The organism is Ralstonia mannitolilytica, from assembly GCF_905397375.1.
Taxonomy (GTDB): Bacteria; Pseudomonadota; Gammaproteobacteria; order Burkholderiales; family Burkholderiaceae; genus Ralstonia; species Ralstonia mannitolilytica.
The window spans coordinates 98,293-116,189 of record NZ_CAJPVG010000001.1 but is presented as its reverse complement, the minus strand read 5'-3'; the positions used below and the strand labels follow the sequence as shown (position 1 = coordinate 116,189).

16 protein-coding genes are annotated in these 17,897 nt (G+C 68.1%); 9 read left to right on the top strand and 7 right to left on the bottom strand.

What is annotated here, in order from left to right; translation table 11 throughout:
• Positions 1–50: 50 nt before the first annotated feature.
• Positions 51–416 carry a hypothetical protein gene (locus KHN96_RS00490; protein ID WP_045220483.1) on the bottom strand — a complete coding sequence of 122 codons (366 nt, stop codon included), beginning with the start codon at positions 414–416 and terminating at the stop codon, positions 51–53.
• Positions 417–1,109: 693 nt separating this feature from the next.
• On the opposite strand from KHN96_RS00490, the gene KHN96_RS00485 reads away from it, so the two are divergent.
• The 4 genes from KHN96_RS00485 (at position 1,110) to KHN96_RS00470 (ending at position 5,869) form a co-directional block, all read left to right on the top strand.
• Positions 1,110–3,863: a sensor domain-containing protein gene (locus tag KHN96_RS00485; RefSeq protein WP_115044492.1), complete on the top strand. Its 2,754-nt coding sequence runs from the start codon at positions 1,110–1,112 to the stop codon at positions 3,861–3,863.
• Positions 3,864–3,970: 107 nt separating this feature from the next.
• On the top strand, positions 3,971–4,474 hold the full coding sequence (locus tag KHN96_RS00480) for a DUF6622 family protein (protein ID WP_045219928.1): 504 nt from the start codon (positions 3,971–3,973) through the stop codon (positions 4,472–4,474).
• 78 nt (positions 4,475–4,552) lie between these two features.
• Entirely contained in the window at positions 4,553–5,362 is an 810-nt protein-coding gene (locus KHN96_RS00475; RefSeq protein ID WP_062739576.1) for a TOBE domain-containing protein, read from the top strand.
• Positions 5,363–5,368: 6 nt separating this feature from the next.
• Positions 5,369–5,869 carry a flavodoxin family protein gene (locus KHN96_RS00470; protein WP_062739577.1) on the top strand — a complete coding sequence of 167 codons (501 nt, stop codon included), beginning with the start codon at positions 5,369–5,371 and terminating at the stop codon, positions 5,867–5,869.
• On the opposite strand, the gene KHN96_RS00465 is transcribed toward KHN96_RS00470, so the two are convergent.
• Positions 5,866–6,615, bottom strand: a complete 750-nt coding sequence (locus KHN96_RS00465; RefSeq protein WP_062739578.1) for an ABC transporter ATP-binding protein — start codon at positions 6,613–6,615, stop codon at positions 5,866–5,868. The genes KHN96_RS00470 and KHN96_RS00465 overlap by 4 nt on opposite strands.
• Positions 6,612–7,298 (bottom strand): molybdate ABC transporter permease subunit, encoded by a 687-nt coding sequence (gene modB, locus KHN96_RS00460; protein ID WP_062739579.1) that lies wholly within the window; start codon positions 7,296–7,298, stop codon positions 6,612–6,614. Before modB ends, KHN96_RS00465 begins: the two co-directional genes overlap by 4 nt.
• Before the next feature lie 518 nt (positions 7,299–7,816).
• Between modB and KHN96_RS00455 the strand changes: the two genes are divergently transcribed.
• Positions 7,817–8,821, top strand: coding sequence for a helix-turn-helix transcriptional regulator (locus KHN96_RS00455; protein ID WP_193749435.1), 1,005 nt, complete (start codon positions 7,817–7,819; stop codon positions 8,819–8,821).
• A 25-nt stretch (positions 8,822–8,846) separates the two neighbouring features.
• Here the strand turns inward: KHN96_RS00455 and KHN96_RS00450 are convergent, their stop codons facing one another.
• The 4 genes from KHN96_RS00450 to KHN96_RS00435 are packed head-to-tail and all read right to left on the bottom strand — an operon-like array spanning position 8,847 to position 12,256.
• Positions 8,847–9,614, bottom strand: a complete 768-nt coding sequence (locus KHN96_RS00450) for a lytic transglycosylase domain-containing protein (RefSeq protein ID WP_045219942.1) — start codon at positions 9,612–9,614, stop codon at positions 8,847–8,849.
• A 10-nt stretch (positions 9,615–9,624) separates the two neighbouring features.
• On the bottom strand, positions 9,625–10,284 hold the full coding sequence (gene sctR, locus KHN96_RS00445) for a type III secretion system export apparatus subunit SctR (RefSeq protein ID WP_062739603.1): 660 nt from the start codon (positions 10,282–10,284) through the stop codon (positions 9,625–9,627).
• Positions 10,285–10,334: 50 nt separating this feature from the next.
• On the bottom strand, positions 10,335–11,414 hold the full coding sequence (locus tag KHN96_RS00440; RefSeq protein ID WP_062739582.1) for a FliM/FliN family flagellar motor switch protein: 1,080 nt from the start codon (positions 11,412–11,414) through the stop codon (positions 10,335–10,337).
• Positions 11,411–12,256: a helix-turn-helix transcriptional regulator gene (locus tag KHN96_RS00435; protein WP_147282550.1), complete on the bottom strand. Its 846-nt coding sequence runs from the start codon at positions 12,254–12,256 to the stop codon at positions 11,411–11,413. Before KHN96_RS00435 ends, KHN96_RS00440 begins: the two co-directional genes overlap by 4 nt.
• Before the next feature lie 286 nt (positions 12,257–12,542).
• Here KHN96_RS00435 and KHN96_RS00430 point away from each other — a divergent pair, with 286 nt between their 5' ends.
• The 4 genes from KHN96_RS00430 to KHN96_RS00415 are packed head-to-tail and all read left to right on the top strand — an operon-like array spanning position 12,543 to position 17,891.
• Positions 12,543–14,498 (top strand): FHIPEP family type III secretion protein, encoded by a 1,956-nt coding sequence (locus KHN96_RS00430; RefSeq protein WP_062739604.1) that lies wholly within the window; start codon positions 12,543–12,545, stop codon positions 14,496–14,498.
• 32 nt (positions 14,499–14,530) lie between these two features.
• Positions 14,531–14,806 carry a type III secretion system export apparatus subunit SctS gene (sctS, locus tag KHN96_RS00425; RefSeq protein WP_062739605.1) on the top strand — a complete coding sequence of 92 codons (276 nt, stop codon included), beginning with the start codon at positions 14,531–14,533 and terminating at the stop codon, positions 14,804–14,806.
• 51 nt (positions 14,807–14,857) lie between these two features.
• Positions 14,858–16,735 carry a type III secretion system outer membrane ring subunit SctC gene (sctC, locus tag KHN96_RS00420; protein ID WP_373994667.1) on the top strand — a complete coding sequence of 626 codons (1,878 nt, stop codon included), beginning with the start codon at positions 14,858–14,860 and terminating at the stop codon, positions 16,733–16,735.
• Positions 16,698–17,891, top strand: a complete 1,194-nt coding sequence (locus KHN96_RS00415; RefSeq protein WP_082063031.1) for an FHA domain-containing protein — start codon at positions 16,698–16,700, stop codon at positions 17,889–17,891. Before sctC ends, KHN96_RS00415 begins: the two co-directional genes overlap by 38 nt.
• The last annotated feature ends 6 nt before the right edge of the window (positions 17,892–17,897 follow it).

The window sequence follows — 17,897 nt, the reverse complement described above, 5'->3', positions numbered from 1 at the left end:
CGCGGCGATGTTACCAACGATCACGCCGCCGCGCGGAAGCCAGAGCGGCGCTACCTCGGCTTGCCCGCGCCCGGCACGGGGATGGCCACGGCGTCGGAATGGCTGCACGCCATGGTGACGCCGGCCTTGTCCACGTCGACCAGCACGGCGCCGGGCTTGTCGGCGGTGCTCGGTGTGCCGGCAAGGCTGCCCGACAGGCGCTGCATGATGGCCTGGCAGGTCGGCGGCTTGCCCTTGGCGGACGTTGCGGACGGCGCAGCCGGCACACTGGCGGACGATGCCGCCGGCGGGGTTGGGGCAGCGTGCGCGCGCGGCAGGGCCACGAGCGCGGCCAGCACCGCCACGGCGATCAGCAGCCGCACGGGCGGGCGCAACGCCACGGGCGAGGAACGGGATGGGCGGGACAGAGATGGCATGACGGTCAAGACACGGGCATCCAATGCGCCTGCGGGATCACGGGCAGGCGGGCTCTCATGCAGTAACGGCACATGGGCGCGAAACTTGACGCGGCAATCTGCCTCATCGGTCACGTGGGTGCGCGTTTGCCGCGGCAAGATGCGAGGCCCACGCAACATAATCGGCTGGTGCGGAACATTCTCGGCGCCGCGTTGATCCACCCAATATGCCGGGGAGATTTTCTCGACGTTGTCGGCATCGCCAGACGGGCCAGCAACAAGGCCCGCACGTGCGGACGGGACCAGCAGCACAGGGGTTCGAGCAGTGACAGGAAAATGGGTCAACCGAAAATAAAAATGGGACGGGATACCCCGTCTTTTCCTCCCTTTGTTTTTTGGAGCGGCACACTATGATTCAAAACATGGAGGCGATGCGGTGCCACGACGCGCCGCTCGCTTCATGGGTCGGTTCTCCTCTCTGGAACAGATCGACACGGTCCAGAGATTTCAACCCGCGCCTCGTCAACTGAGCGCGGGTTTTTCTTTGGTTGCGTCAATGTTGGCGGTGCAGCCACACGCGTGTCATGGGTATCACGCGACACTCTTCAGTTTTTGGCCAGCGCGCCGTTGTGGATAGGGTCGAGGCGCCGGCCTTGTGCTTGCCGTGTCTTTCGTGATTCCGTTGCTGTCGTTGCCAGAACCATCGCAATTTCCATGACCCGTTTCCTGCCGGCCGATGCCGGGGCCCCTGCTGATGATGCCGCACCCGGCCCCGGGGCCGCGCCGCATCGGGAAGCGGCCGCCGTTGCGGCAGGCGCGCGAAGCCGGGCCGATACCGATTTCGATGCGCTGGCGCGGCTGTCGTCCGATGCCGTGCTGCTGACGGTGGACGGGCGTGTCGTGCGCGCGAACCCGGCTGCCGCCCGCCTGATGGGGGCGCAGGATCCCGTGCAGCTCGTGGGCGCCCAAGTGGCGGCGTTGATCCACCCCGACGACGTTGCCCAGACGATCCCACGCCTGGCCGGCATGGTGAGCCGCAGTGCGCCCGCCCAGCCGGTGGAGCATCGCCTGGTGCGCGCCGATTACACCCACGTGCTGGTCGCCAGCGAGGCGGCCGCCTGCGAGCACGAAGGCCAGCCCGCCGTCATGCTCGTGCTCCGGGAAGCCGTGTCCCGGCATGCGCTGGAGCGGCACGCCGTGCAGGCTCGTGCCGAGGCGCTGCAGGCGCGCCGCCTGCTTGCCTCCGAGAACGCCGTGCTCGCCCAACTCGCCTCCAACGCAACGCTGTCGAGCGTGCTGCGCCATCTGTGCCTGTACGTCGAACAGGTTTATCCGAATGCCATGGCGGCCGTGCTCCTGCTCGATGCCGAGACGACGACGCTGCGCGTGGCTGCGGCCCCCACGCTGCCCGCGGCCTATGCGGCCACGCTGGAGAATACCCCCGTCGGCCCCGAGGCCGGCGCGTGCGGCTGTGCCGCCTACCTCGGCGACACGGTCCTCATCGACAACATCGCCGCCGACCCGCGCTGGCAACACGAGCGCACGGCGGCGCTGGCGGCCGGCTTTGCCGCGGCGTGGGCCTTGCCCATTCGATCGTCGCGCGGCGACAAGCTGGGCGTGCTGGCGTTGTTCTATCGACAGCCGTGCCTGCCGGTGGAAGAAGAGCAGCATTTCCTGGACGACGTCACCCACCTGGCCGGCGTCGCCATTCAGAAAGACAGCATCGAGCGGGGCCTTGCCGAAAGCGAGGAGCGCTACCGGCTGGCCATCTCGAACCTGCATGAAGGCGTGGTGATCCAGTCGCTGGACGGGGTGGTGCTGGCCGCCAACGCCAGTGCCGAGCGCATCCTGCGCGTGCGTCCGGGGCAACTCGTCGGCCACAACCGGCTCGATGCGATCCAGCGCGTCATGGACGAAGACGGCAACGACGTCGAGCCGACCATGATGCCGTCGGCGCAGGTCCTGCGCAGCGGCGAGCCGATGCTGGGCCACGTCTACGGCGTGCTGCTCAAAACGGGTGAGCTGGTGTGGCTGCGCCAGAATGTCATCCCGATCCGCCGGCATGGCGATCCGCTGCCCAGCAGCGTGATGCTGTCGTTTGCCGACATTACCGACATCAAGCGCGCGGAACAGCGCCTGCGCCACCTGGCCGCGCACGATGCGCTCACGGGCCTGACCAACCGCAGCTTCTTCATCAGCCACCTCGAAGGCGCCATCGAACGCGCGCGCGACGAGAGCCGCGAACTGGCGCTGTTCTTTCTCGACCTGGACCGCTTCAAGAGCGTGAACGACACCGCCGGCCATGCCTGCGGCGACACGCTGCTGCAGAGCGCCGCTGCCCGGCTGACGGACTGCATCGGCCCCGGCGACGTGATCGCCCGCCTGGGGGGGGACGAGTTCGTCATCCTCATCGACCAGCGTGTCGAAGGCAAACGCATCGCATTGCTGGCCGAACGGCTCCTGCAGGCCATGCGCGAGCCGTTCGACACCGTCAACGGGCGCTATTACCTGGGTGTGTCGATCGGCGTGGCGCTGTATCCGCATGACGGCATCTCGGGCTCCGACCTGCTGCGCTCGGCCGACGCCGCCATGTACCGCGCCAAGCAGAACGGCCGCAACCGCGCGCAGTTCTACACGGCGGAGCTCAATGCGCGCCTGCAGCGCCGCTACCTGCTCGAAAACGCCCTGCGCGACGCGCGCGACAACAACGAGCTGCAGCTCGTCTATCAACCGAAGTACGACCTCGCCAGCCACCGCATCGTGGGCGCGGAGGCCCTGCTGCGCTGGAACAGCGCCAAGCTTGGGGCGATCTCGCCGGTGGAGTTCATTCCGGTGGCGGAGGAGACCGGCCTTATCGTGCCGATCGGCGAATGGGTGCTGCGCCGCGCGTGCGAGCAGGCCGTGATCTGGTACGAGGCGCTCGGCTACGACTTCCGCATGGCGGTCAACCTGTCGGCGCGCCAGTTCCAGGCGGGCGAGGTCGTGCCGATGATCGAGCAGACGCTGGCCGACACCGGCCTGCCGCCCACCGCGCTCGAAGTCGAGATTACGGAAAGCCTGCTGATGGGCGGCGCCGACGAGATCCGAGCGATGTTCGACGCCCTCACGGCGCAGGGCATCCGCATCTCCATCGACGATTTCGGCACGGGGTACTCGTCGCTGTCGTACCTGCAGCGCTTCCCGATCAGCAACGTGAAGATCGACCGGTCGTTCATCACCGGCATTCCGGGCGACCCCGATTCGGTGGCACTGACGGAGGCCATCGTCGCCATGGCGCGGGCGCTGGGCATGACCGTCACGGCCGAAGGCGTGGAAGATGCCGACCAGGTGGAGTTTCTCGCCAAGGCGGGGTGCCAGGAGATCCAGGGCTACTACATCGGCAAGCCCGTCACGGCCGAGGGCTTTGACCGGCTGCTGCGGGCGCACCTGTCGGTGGTGGATGCCGGCGTGCGGGCTGCGCTGGGCTGATCCGGGGCTTCGACCATTCGCGGCCGGCTTTCTGCCGTTTGTCGCAAAACGCTCCCGCGTGCGCGGGCCGGCACCTAAGCTGGCGTCATTCCAACACGGAGACTGCCATGCCCGGATCCATCGCTTCGATCGTGTCGCATACGCCCGCCTGGGTGTTCGTGCTGTTTGCCGGCCTCATCGCCATCGGCCTGCGCCAGACGCAGCCGCGCGTTGTGTCGCGCCGCCGCCTGATCGTCCTGCCGCTGCTGATTGCCGCGTATTCGTTCTACGGCGTGGCGACGGCAAGCCACGGCAGCCCGCTTGCGCTCACGATGTGGGTGGTGGCGGTCTTGATGGCATGTCTGCTCACGTATCTGTCGCCGCCCGACGGCGCGGTGTCTGAGATGCCCGGCACCGTGCGCGTGCCCGGCAGCTGGGTGCCGATGGTGGTGATTGTCGGGCTCTTCGCCACCCGCTATGCCTACAACGTGATGCTCGCGATGCACCCGGAGGTTTCCCACTCAGGCAATTTCATGGCGGCGTTCAGTGCGCTGTTCGGCTTCCTGGGCGGGCTGCTGCTCTCGCGCTCGGTGCTGCTGCACGTGCGTACGCCGCGTCTGGTGGCTGCCTGAGACCTGCGCCGCCGCCGATCGGCTCGCAATCGGCGCTAACATCCGCATGTTGCAAATCGCGATTCCCTACGAGACGACATGCTGGAACTCGACGGCACCATCTGGCTGCGCGCCGGTGACAACAACTGGGGCGGCCACGGCCGCATCGCCTTGCTCGATGCCATCGGGCAGACGGGCTCGATTACCGCGGCGGCCAAGGCGGTGGGCCTGTCGTACAAGGCTGCGTGGGATGCCATCGACACGATGAACAACCTCGCCGGCGAGCCGCTCGTCGTGCGCACCACCGGCGGCAAGGGCGGCGGCGGCAGTGTGCTGACACCGCGCGCGCTGCGGTTGATCGAGAGCTTCCGTGTGCTCGAGACCGAGCACCGCCGCTTTGTCGAACGCCTGGATGCCGCTGCACAGGCCGCCAGCGAAGATGCGACGCTGCTGCGCCGCCTGATGTTGCGCACGAGCGCGCGCAATGCGCTGTTCGGCACGGTGGCGTCCGTCGTGTCGGGCGCGGTCAACGATGTGGTCACGCTGCGCCTGCCGGGCGGCCAGGCGGTCGTGGCCACCATCACGCAGGAAAGCACGCAGACACTGGGGCTCGCGCCGGGCGTACAGGCCGTCGCGCTCATCAAGGCGCCGGCCGTGATGCTGCTGCGCGCGTCCGGCGAGTGGCGCGTCTCCGCCGAGAACCAGCTGCCGTGTGTCGTCACGGAGATCCGCGAGGGCGCGGTGCAGTCGGAAGTGCGGCTGCGCTTGCAGGATGCAGGCGCTGCGTCGGCGCAGACCGTGCTGGTGGCGATGCTCTCGCGCACGGCCGTCGAAACGCTGGCGCTGGCCGAGGGCGTGGAAACCGTGGCGGTGTTCGAGGCGTCGAGCGTGATGCTGGGGCTGGGGTAGGCCGCCATGGCTGCGCCCAGGACCCTGTTGATCGTCTACCACTCGATGACGGGCGGCACGCGCCAGATGGCCGAAGCCGCCCAGGCCGGCGCCGAGGCGGACGGCAGCGTGGCGGTGCGGCTGCTGCACGCGGCGCAGGCCGGCCCCGACGACGTGCTCGGCGCAGACGGCTATCTCTTTGGGACGCCGGAGAATCTCGCATCCATCAGCGGACAGCTCAAGGATTTCTTTGACCGCTGCTATTACCCCGCGCTGGACCGCATCAATGGCCGCCCGTATGCGTGCCTGGTCTGTGCCGGCAGCGACGGGCAGAACGCGGTGCGGCAGATCGAACGCATTGCCACCGGCTGGCGGCTCAAGCGCGTGGCTGAACCGATCGTGGTCTGCACACGCGCGCAGACGCCCGAGGCGATCCTGGCGCCCAAACACCTCGCGGCGGACGAGCTTGAGCGCTGCCGTGCGCTCGGCGAGGTGATGTCGGCGGGGCTGGCGCTGGGCGTGTTCTAGACCGGGCCGCCGGCCACCACCGTCAGATGCGGATACGATGAGACAGGCGGCGCACCCGGCGCGCGCACCGCATCGGCCACGACACGGCCGTCGCGCAGCTCGAACACATGGTCGCCAAAGATCTCCACATCGGCGGGGTCGTGCGTGATCATCAGCATGGGCACGTCCAGCCGGGCCTGCAGCGCGGACAGCTCCGAGCGCATGCGGGTGCGCAGGGCCGGATCCAGCGCCGCGAACGGCTCGTCGAGCAGCAGCATCGAAGGCTCGGCGATGAGCGCACGGGCCAATGCCACGCGCTGACGCTGGCCGCCGGAGATCTGCGACGGGTAATTGGCGGCCACGGCGCTCAGCTCGAAGGCGTCGATCCACTGCAGCACGCGCGGGTCCCGTGTGCGGCGGGGCGGATTGAACCATCCGCGCTGCAGCCCGAACGCGATGTTCTGCGCCACCGTCAGATGGTTGAAGAGCGCGTAATCCTGGAACAGATAGCCGACGCCGCGGTCCCGCGCGCTGACATGCACCCCGTCTGCATGGTCGAACAGCGTGCGGCCGTTGAGCACGATGCGGCCGCGATCGGGCGTCATCAGGCCCGCGATGGCGCGCAACGTCAGGCTCTTCCCGGCGCCGGACGGGCCGTACAGCACCACGCGGCGGCTCACCGAGCGCACGGCCACGTCGAGCGAGAACACGCGCGCCGCGCTGGCCAGTGTCTTCTGTATCGCGAGGTCGAGCATGACGGCGCTCATGCCGGCTGCTCCTGCAGGCCCGGCGCGCGACCCTGCAGCAGGCGGCTCGCCACGACCAGCACCACGATGCACGTCAGCGAGACGATCAGCACCAGCGTGTTGGCGGTGGCGTCGTCACCGGCCTGCACGGCTTCGTAGATGGCGACGGACAGCGTCTGCGTGCGGCCCGGCAGGTTGCCGGCAATCATGAGCGTGGCGCCAAACTCGCCCAATGCGCGGGCAAAGGCCAGCAGCACGCCGGCGGCGATCCCGCGCGCAGCCATCGGCAGCGTGACGCGAAAGAACACGGCCGCGTCGGGCAGGCCCAGCACGCGGGCTGCGTTTTCCAGCTGGTGATCCACGCCTTCGAATGCGGCGCGCGCCGATTTCATGACCAGCGGAAACGCCACCACCGTCGCCGCGATCACCGCCCCCTGCCACGTAAAGACGAGCTGGACGCCAAGGCTGTCGAGCCATCCGCCGATCGTGCCGCGCCGGCCCAGCAGCACCAGCAGGTAATAGCCGAGCACCGTGGGCGGCAGCACCAGCGGCAGCGTCAGGATGGAATCGACGACATCGCGCAGCCGGCTGCGCGTGCGCGCCAGTGCGTAGGCCGCAGCCACGCCGAGGACGAGGTTCAGGGCAGTAGCCCAGCCGGCCACCTTGAGGGAGAGCAGCAGAGGCGTCCAGATGGAGTCAGACATGGGCGCAGCGCGACGAAGGCGGCATCGGCCGGCAGGGGGACCCTGTTGCCTCGTTGGCGCCTCGCGACAGATTGGGTGAATGACACGCAATATAGAGTTGGATATAACGCCAGGTCAATCCTGACACCGTGATGCCCGGCATGCCGCCCAGCGCATGGCGCCACCTCGCACCGCGCGGTGGCAGGGGTGTCGTTCGCTGCATCGCGACATAAGCCCCTTCGATGGTAGGGCACTAAAAAGTTTTGTTGGACAATGTTGCCGCCGCTTTGCAACAATGCGCCAAAACGTAGGCCGGACGTCGCTTTTCACGATCCGCGCCCGGCGGTGCAGACGGGTCACCGCACAGCATGAGTCATCCCCCGGGGGGGAAACAGCCTTGGCCACGACCGGCGAAGATCGGGCGGCCGAGCAGGTGTTTCCAACATGACCGGAGGACGGCAATGGCCGCCGCACATCGCTCAGATGGTTTGCAGGCAGTACGTTTTCCCCGCGCCGAAGAGCTGGCGCCCCTGCTGGACATGCGCACCACGCTCCAGGACGCGGATGGCGCGCAGGCCCGCATCTGCGCCCACCCGGGCGCTTCCGTCCGGATCGACCTCGACGCATTCCCCGCCCACGAGCGCACCGCGCCCCGACCTGGGCACGCCGATCCGCTCACTTCCCGTGTTGCTGCCGACGACGCCGCCAACGGCGACCGCTTCTTCGTGCCGTTGCCGCCTGGCACCGAGGTTGTGCCGGTGGACGAACACGCGCTGACGTTCGACCCGGCACCGGCGCAGCCCGGCCGCCTGCGCTTGGCTGCAGAACTGCAGGCGGCGCGCGGCGTGGCCGAACGCGCGCGCATCGTGTCGGGGCTGATGGGGCTGATGGGCTTTGCCTCGCTCACCTACGCCCTGACCGAGCGGCATGAGAACGCGCCGCCCACGGTGGCCATGCTCAAGAACTACGTGGCGCCGCGCTTCATGCAGCGCTATTGCGAGGAGCGCCTGTTTGCCGTCGATCCGCGCCTCTCGGCGGTGTTCGCGACCGGCATGCCGCTCGTGTGGGACCTGGCCTCGCTGGCGCGCAGCCAGCCGCGCATGGAGCCCGCGCTGCGCACGCTTCTGCAGGCAATGGACGAGCATGGCTTGCGCAGCGGCGTGATGTTCAGCCTCGGCGCGGGCGACGGCACGGGCCACGCGGTGGTCAGTCTCACGTCGTCGCATGCGGGGCGTGACTGGATCAGCGACAGCGTGATCGGGCAATCCATCCTGTTTGGCATGGCGCTGCACCAAGTCTGGCGCGGGCCGATGCAAACGTTCGCGCGCCACACGCGGCAGTGCAGCGAAGAGGCACCGCTGTCGGCCATGCAGCGGCGCATCCTCACGTGCCTGGCCGCGGGCATGAGCGACAAGGAAATCGCCATCAAGCTGCACACCACCGCGCACAACGTGGATTACCACCTGCGCCTGGTCCGCCGCCGCTATGGCGCCACGAATCGCGCGCAGCTGGCCTATATCGCTGGCCGCCTCAACCTGATTTGAACGGCGCCGCTGCCGCGCGAGGTGTTCAACGCGGCAGGGCCACGCAGCGCAGGCACGCGCTGCCATCGGCCCGGTTGCACGCAACGATCATGACCTGCCGCGCATTTTGCCCGGTGCAGGCGCTGCCCGACAGCACGTTCGGCTGCGTAGCGGCCCGTGCGGCGCGAGCGGGCCGGGGTGCCGGGCCATTGCCACCGGCCGGCACCACCGGAATCGGCTCCACGCGGCCTGCGCCGGCCTCCGGCGCGAGGGCCGGTACCTGCCCCGCGTTGGCAACCACTTTCTGCACATAGCCGTGGCGGAAGCCGGTTTCGAAATTGCCGCTGTAGTAGCACGACAGTGCGGCGCGCAGGGCCTGCTGCGGATCGCCGTAGCGCGGCAGCGAGCGCGCAAAGCACTCGGCGAGGATGGTGCCGCCGGCGCGCAGGTTGCGGCACGCGTCGAACGCGGTGTCGAGCGTCTCGCCAAAGCGCGCGAGGTTGTAGCGGTTGACCTGCCCGAGCCCGACGCTGAAGTTGTAGCCCTGCCGCTCGAGCGCACGCGCCGTGGCCAACGCTTCTTCCAGTGTGGCCGGTTGGCGCACCAGCCGGCCCCCCACCACGCCAATCGCATACGGGTTGTAGGCCGATTCCGTGCGCACGAGGGCTTCCAGCGTGAGGCGGTCGACGTGGGGCGCGCACGTCGCGGCCAGCTTGGCGAACGACTGCGCATCGATCCGCGGGCCGGCCATCGCGGGTGGGGCTGCTGCGCCGGCAAATACGATGGCACACACGAGCAACGCGGTTACGCGCATGGTCGCCCCCTCATCGATAAGACAGCACGAGCCCGTGCACCAGCACCGACCACCCGTCGAGCATCACGAACAGCAGCAGCTTGAAAGGCACCGAGATGGTGGTCGGCGCGATCATCTGCATGCCCAGCGCCAGCAGCAGGTTGGCGACGATCAGGTCCACCACCACGAAGACGATGTACAGGACGAAGCCGACCTGGAACGCCTTGATCAGCTCGGTGAGCGTGAAGCTCGGCACCAGCACGGTCAGGTCATCGTTCTTGAGTTCGGCCGCACGCTCCTTGGGCCAGATGCTGGTGGCCGACTTGACGAAGAAGTTGCGCTCCGACTCCAGCGTGTGGGCCTGCAGGAACTTCTTCACCGGCGGCTGTGCGGCATCGAGGATGGCGATCACGTCGTCCACGCTCATCTGGCTGCTGAGGTTGAAGTTGCGACCGCGCAGGTTGTCGACCATCTCCATGCCGACGGGCGCCATGATGAACACCGTCAGGATCAGCGCGATGCCGTTGAGCACGATGTTGGGCGGCACCTGCTGGATGCCCAGCGCCGAGCGCAGCAGGCCGAACACGACGACGAGCTTGGTATAGCTCGTGACCATGAGCGCGGCAAAGGGCGCGATCCCCAGTGCCGCCACCACGGCAATCATCGCGACGGGATTGGGCAGGTTTCCCATGGGCGTGTCGAGTGTTGTGGATGCGTTGTTCTGGTCGGCGGGGCGCTGGCTCAACCCTGCGCCGTCGAAGGTTGCCCGATGAAGCGCGAGACCCGCACGCCCAGGCGGTTGCCGACCGCAATCAGATGGCCTTCGCCCACCGGCGTGCCGTTGGCGAGGATGCGGATGACGGCCTGGTTCAGCGGCTGCGACAGCTCCATCACCGTGCCGGGCCGCAGTGCACGCAGCTCGGCCAGCGACACACGCCGCTCTTCCAGCTCGAACGTGGTGACCAGTTCGATGTCGTCGAGGCTGTCGGTCGGGAGCGGTCGGGCCGCTGGTTCCCCGGCAGAGGCGGCGGCTGGGGTTTCGGTGGTCATCGGTTTCTCCTCCACGTTATCCACGACGATGCGGTTGCCATGCACGTGGCCGAACACGAGCAGGTGCAATCGGCCCCGCACGCGCGCCACGCAGCGCAGCGCGTCGCCGGCGGGCAGCCATTTCTCGATGCGCACGATGTCGCCCAGCGCAATGCCGGCCAGATCGCGGCGCGACAGGAAGGTGGCGCCCAGTTCGAAGCGCAAGCCGACCTGCGTGCCCATGAAGACCGCCACCGGGATGGGCTCCGGCGCCAGGTCGGGCGGGCACAGCGCGGGCAGGATCTGGGGCGAATCGAATACCAGCCCGGCGCGCGCCTGCCATGGCGTGGTGCCGTCCTCGGCCGGCGCGGCATCGCGGCGGGTGATGACGAGCTGCAGCACGTCCGGCCGTTCAAGCCGCACGTCGGGCGGTGCGCGATCGGGCAGCCATGCGAGGGCGCGCCCGCTGTGCTGCTCGACCAGGTGGGCGAGCGCGGCCAGCGCATCGGCCAGTACGGCGCAGCGCAGCGCTTGCGGCACGTGCGCGTCCGCCGCGTCGGCCAGCCACGCGCGCTCTGCGGCGGCGTCCAGCAGCAGCCAGCCCGGCGCGTCGCCCAGCGTGAAGCGGTACGCCTGCGCCATGGTTTGCACCGCGTGGGCTTCGCAGCGCGCTTCGTAGGCGATTCCGCCCACGGCAAACGGCAACGCCGCACGCGCCAGGTAGAGGCGCGAAAGCGCGCGCGCCAGCGCGGCATCGACGGCCGAGAGCATGCGCGCGTCCAGTGTGTTCATGTCATGAGCATGCGGCCGGCCATGTAGGCAAGCTGCACGCGGTTCTGCGCGCCGTACTTCTTCTTGAGCTGGCGCAGGTGATAGTCGACGTTGTGCGGCGACATGTTCAGCTGCTCGGCAATCGCCTTGTCCGACAGGCCGCTGGTGATGAACTCCAGAATCTGCCGCTGCACCTGCGTGAGGGCGCGGGCGTGCGTGTCGTCGTGCAGCGGCTTGGCGTGCTGCATGAGGAATTCGTGCAACCCAAGCCCCACGGCATACGCCTGGCCGACCACGTTGTCGGCAATCCAGCCCTTGGCGTTGTTGCCGGAGCCGAAGCAGATGACGCTGTGCTCGAGGCTGCGCGGGCTCAGCACACCAAAGCTGATGCCGCTGCGCAGGCCGGCGCGCTCGGCATCCTGCAGCAGGCGGTGCAGACGCTCGGCATCGGCCGGTGCGGTGGGCGTGGCGCCCAGGTCGGTGAGGTCCCACACCAGCGGCCATTCGTAGCGCAGTGCGAAGGCCAGGCGCGGGTCGACTTCGTAATAGCGCTCGTCTACGTAGCGCTTGGGCCAGCTGGGCGGGGAATATGCGCGGAAGTACAGCACGCGCGTAATTGATTCACCGATGCGCGTCACGCGGTAGTAGCACAGCCAGTCGAAGCCGATGCTGCGCAGCGCGGCGCGCAGCAGCAACTGACGTTCCTGCGGGCCATGCGCAGTGCGCAGGTCATGCGCGGTTTCCGAGAAGGCCTCGGGATGCGATGGACCGACGCGGATGGCATCCGGGTCCACCACGATGTGTTCTTCGCCAAACAGGATTGGCGCGCGGGCATCGCCGGCACCCACATTGGAAGCAGTCAACCGTCGCCCCTCGCGTGGCACATGGATGCAGTTAATGTAGTGGCACGCATGCGTTGCGATGAACTACAGAAAAACGTAGTCGCCCCCGGAACTTCGTGGGAGTTTGGCTGCACGACTACGAGTTTCAGCGTTGAGCCGGGTTGCCTCCCACTTCTACACTTTCCGCAAGGGAAAGCGGACGCAGCCGCGTCTGCCATCTACGAAGAATCGTGGGCCGACGGCCCGAAGGCGCCCCATGGCAAAGCCTCGGAATCTTGCTGCAGCGTTGGACATTCCGCTCACCGGCATGCGCTGGGCGCGGCTGGTGAACTACGACATTGCAATCGCCGTGTTCGTGGTGGCGGTGGTGGCGCTGTTCGTGCTGCCGCTGCCGACCGTTGTGCTCGACGGGCTGATCTCGCTCAACCTGGCGGCCAGCATCGTGCTGCTGTGCGTGTCGATCTATCTGCCGTCGGCGCTGGCGTTCTCGTCGTTTCCGGCGGTGCTGCTGTTCACGACGCTGTTCCGCCTGTCGCTGAACATCGCCTCGTGCAAGCTGATCCTGCTGCAGGCCAATGCAGGCCACGTGATCGACACCTTCGGCAAGCTGGTGGTGGGCAACAACTTCGTGGTGGGCGGCGTGGTGTTCCTCGTGATTGCGGTGGTGCAGTTCATCGTGATCGCGAAGGGCTCTGAGCGTGTGGCGGAAGTCGGTGCGCGGTTCTCGCTCGACGCGATGCCCGGCAAGCAGATGAGCATCGATGCGGACCTGCGCGCCGGCATCATCACGTCGGATGAGGCCAAGCGCCGCCGCGAGGCGCTGGAGCAGGAGTCGCAGCTGCACGGCGCGATGGATGGCGCGATGAAATTCGTCAAGGGCGACGCCATTGCCGGCATCATCATCGCCGTCATCAACATCCTGGCCGGCATTGCCGTGGGCGCGTTGATGCACGGCATGTCGATCGGCGACGCGCTGCACCGGTACGCGATCCTGACGGTGGGCGATGGCATGGCCTCGCAGATTCCGTCGCTGCTGGTGTCGATTGCCGCCGGCATCGTCACCACCCGGGTGGCCACGCGCGACCGCGATGCACGGCACCTCGGCCAGCAGATCGGTGCGCAGATCACGGCCCACCCGCGCGGCATGCTGATGGCCAGCGGCGTGCTGCTCGCATTCCTGCTGGTGCCCGGCTTTCCCAAGTGGTCGTTCCTGCTGCTGGCCGTGGGCACGGCCGGGGCGGCGTTCCTGCGCATGCGGCAGCGCCGGCAAGCGCCGCCGCTGGATTTATTGGTGCTGGGCACCGATACGCGACAGCTGGACGAGCCCGGAACCGGCTCGCCCATGGAAGGCATTGCGGCGCCCATTGCCGTGCGTCTGGCCGAAGACCTGCGGGGCGAAATCGACCTCGTTGCATTGCAGACGCGCCTGGCGGAGGCCAAATCGCGCGTGCAGCGCAAGCTCGGCGCCGTGTTTCCGCGCGTGCAGCTGAACTGGGATGCCGCTCTGCCGGCCCGCGGCTACGCGCTGCTCGTGCAGGACGTGCCGGCCGCCGAGGGGACGCTGCCCGGGCGCGATGCCATCCCTGCCAGCGCGCTGCCCGGCGAAGCGCGCCTGGCCGCCGAGGTGGAGACGCTCATCGAGCGCAACGCCGCGTCGCTCATCGGCATCCAGGAGACGCAGAACCTCATCCAGATCATGCGTCGCGAGCACGGCGAGCTGGTGGCGGAACTCACGCGCCTGGTGCCGCCGCAGCGCATTACCGAAGTCCTGCGCCGGCTGGTGCAGGAGGGCGTGTCGGTCCGTAACCTGCGCGCCATTTTCGAGAGCCTGATCACGTGGTCGCCCAAGGAGCCCGAAGACGTGATCGGCCTGGTGGAACTCGTGCGCGTGGATCTGCACCGCCAGATCACCGAGCAGTTCTGCGGCACCAGCCGCGTGCTGGACGTGGTGCTGTTCGAGCAGTCGCTGCAGGAGCGCATCGAGCAGGCCGTCGTGCACACCAAGCAGGGCAGCGTGCTGAGCCTCACGCGCGACGTCAAGCAGGCGATCACCGACCAGGTGGTGAAGATCCTCGGCGGCACGCGGCCGCTGGAGAAGGACCGCAACGGCCGCCCGCTGGCGGTGATGGTCTCGCTCAACTGCCGGCGCTATGTGAAGACGATGCTGCAGCCCGTGTTTGGCGATCTGCCGGTGCTGTCGTACCAGGAGATCGACGAGGCCATCGAGCTCAACACGGTCGGCTGGGTCACCAACCCGGCCTGACCACGCAGGGCGAAGGAGACAAGCGGATGAACATGAGCGCCACCCTTCTCGAAGCCACGCGCCAGGGGCTGCTGCTGGTGCTGCTGGTGTCCTTGCCGGTGGTGGCGGTAGCGACGGTGTCGGCGTTGCTGATTGCCATCGCACAGGCCGTGACGCAGATCCAGGACCAGAGCATCGGGCTTTCGGTGCGGCTGATCGCGGTGATGGTCACCATCGTGGTGCTGGCGGGCTGGGGTGGGCGCGAGGTGCTGCGTTTTGCCCGCATGGCAGTGGAGCAGGTGTTTTACGGCGGTGCGGCGCCGTTCTGAGCCCAGAGAGAGCGCGCCGATGAACAACAACATATCCGAGCGAGAACACGCGTGAACAAACGCTATCGATTCCTGAGGTGGAGTGCGTCGGCGGTGTGCCTGTGGCTGCTGACGACCGCCGCTGTGGTGCAGGCGGCCGAGCTGCGCTGGCGCAACCGGTCGTACACGCTGGTGGCCGAGGGCAAGAAGGTGAGCGACTTCATCCGCGAGCTGGCCGCCTCGCAAGGCGTGACGGCCGTGGTGGACCCCAAGGTGGAAGGCACCATCAGCGGCAAGTTCTCTGGCCCGCCGGCCAACACGCTCAATACCGTGTGCGCCACCTACGGGCTGACGTGGTACTACGACGGCTCGCTCATCTATGTGGACCGCGCCGATGATGCGCAAACGCAGGTCTTCCCGATCCCGAAGGGCAGCGGCCCCGAGCTCGCGCAGATCCTGCGCGCCATGCAGATCACGGACCAGCGCTTTCCGCTGGTGGTGAGCGACAGGGAGAACACCGTCTACGCCTCGGGCCCGAAGCGCTACGTGGAGCTCGTGCGCCAGGCCATTGCATCGATTGCAGACCCGTCGCGCGGCATGGACCGCGCGGAAATCCGCGCGTTTCCGCTCAAGTACGCCTGGGCGGGCGACGTGGAGATCAACCGTTCCGGCAAGCCGGTGACGATCCCCGGCATCGCGACCATGCTGCGCCGCCTGCTCGGCGCCCCCAACCCGGGTGCCAGCAGCCCGGGCACGTCGCCCACGCGCGCGATGCGACTGACGGGGCCGACGCGGCAGATGAAGCTCAGCTCCGGTGACAGCATCAATGTCCCGCGCATCGAGATTCCGCTGGCCGGCGCGCAAGGCGACTCCGGTTATGGAGCGCAAGCCCAGGCACCGGCAAGCAGCGGCACACCGGCGGACCTCCCCCGCATCGAAGCGGATGCCGGCATCAACGCTGTGCTCATCCGCGACGTGCCCGAGCACATGGCGCAGTACGAGCGGCTGATCGCCTCGCTCGACACCAAGCCGCGGCTGGTGGAGATCAACCTCACGATCATCGACATCAGCACCGATTCGCTCGACAGCCTCGGCGTGGATTGGCGCCTGCACACCAAGCACGGCGATTTCCAGTACGGCAACGGCAACAACCCGCCGCTGACGTTCAACCTCGGCACCACGGAAGAGGGCCAGACCGGCGCCACCACGCCGGTGGGGCTGGCGCTTACGGCATCGATCGGGGGCAGCCTGCGCAACTACCTGCTGGCGCGCATCAACGCACTCACGCAGACCGGCAATGCGCAGCTGCAGGCCAAGCCGAAGGTGCTGGCGCTCGACAACACCGAGGCCATCCTCGAGAACCTCATCCACTTCTACGTGCCCGTGTCGGGCTTCCAGGATGCATCGCTGTACGGCATCACGACGGGCACGAGCGTGAAGGTCACGCCCCTCATCGTCAACGAGGGCGGGCAGATGAGCGTGATGATGTCGATCGACATCGACGACGGCAATCTCACCAACGACCGCGTCTCGCAGCTGCCGGTGGTGCAGGAGCGCTCCATCGTCACCAAGGCGATGATCGAGGAGGGCAAGAGCCTGCTGATTGCCGGCTTCAACTCCGACAGCGTGAACAACACCAAGTCGGGCATTCCGTTCCTGTCGGACGTGCCCTTCATCGGCAACCTGTTCAAGTACACCAACAAGACCGGCCAGCACATGGAGCGCTTCTACCTGCTGACTCCGCGCATCCTCACCGCCGCCAGCACCAGCCCGAACGACGTGCCGGCGGTGTCGATTCCCGGCGTCGGCATGCCGGTGCCAGGTGCGACCGATTGGAAACCGGGCCCGTCGCCCATCGCTCCGGCGCCTGCCGTGCCGGGCACGCTGCCCACGCCGCCTGTGTCTCGATTGCATGAACCCGACAGCCGTTCCACCCTCGCCGCACGCTGACAAGTCGCCCTGGAAGCTGTGCTTCCTGAGCGGGCCGCTGTACGGCAGATCGATGCCGTTGCGCATGGGCGCCAACGTGGTCGGCGCCGCGCCCACGTGCGACATCATCGTGCCCGACAGCAGCGTCGCGCCGCGCGAGCTGATGTTCGAGGTGGGCGGCATCGCGGTGTCGGCGCGCCGGCTCGACGAGGCGACGCCTACGCTCAACGGCCAGCCGTTCGGGCAGACGCGCCACAGCGTGGTGCCCGGCGATGTGATTGCCATGGGTGACATCCGCGTCGGCATCGAGAAGGTCGGCACGATCCGCATGCCGACGGCGGCCGTGGAAGGCGCGGGCACCACCGCACTGGCCGAACGCGTGCCGTCGTGGCTGCCGCTGGCTGCCGCGGTGTGGCTGTCGCGGTTCTCGACCCGGGCAGGGCGGGGGCGGACGTGGCTCGTTGCCGGCATCGGGCTGTGGCTGGCGGTGCTGCTGGCCGGCGGCGTGGTGGCGTTTGCGGGGCACGACGGGTGGTCGTTGTGGGGCCGGGATCCGGCGGCGCGTGCGTTGCAGGTGCGGCACGCGCTGGGCGATCTGCCCGAGATCGTGGTGATGCCCGCGCCGGATGGCACGTCCCGCGTGTCTGGCTATGTGCAGACCGAGGCCGACCGCCAGGCGCTGCTGAGCCGCGCGCGCGGGTTGTCTGATGTGTCGATCGGCGAGGTCTACGTGGTGAGCGACCTGCTGGCGGCTGCACAGCAGTACTTCAGCGCGGGGGGCACCAGCGGCACGGCGGGCCTGAACGTCGCGTACGACGGGCACGGCCGCATCGTGGTGAGCGGCACGGCCGACCGCGCGCAGGCGTGGCAGCGCATCCGCAACTACGCGCGCGATGCCAGGCCCGCCGTCGAGATCATCGATCGCGTCGCCTGGGATGGCCCGCCGCCGCCGAACATCGTGGCCGAGACGCCGCGTGCCGACGGCCTGCCCGCGATCGTGAGCACGTATGAGGATGAAGACGGCACGCGCTTCGTGCAGACGCGCGACGGCCAGCTGTATTTCGAGGGCGCCCGGCTCAAGGGCGGCCTCCAGGTGAAGAGCATCGCTTCTGATGGTGTGGTGCTCGACCGCGGCGGGCAATCGGTCACCTGGCCGATCCAGCCGCAAACGCCGTAGCGCCGG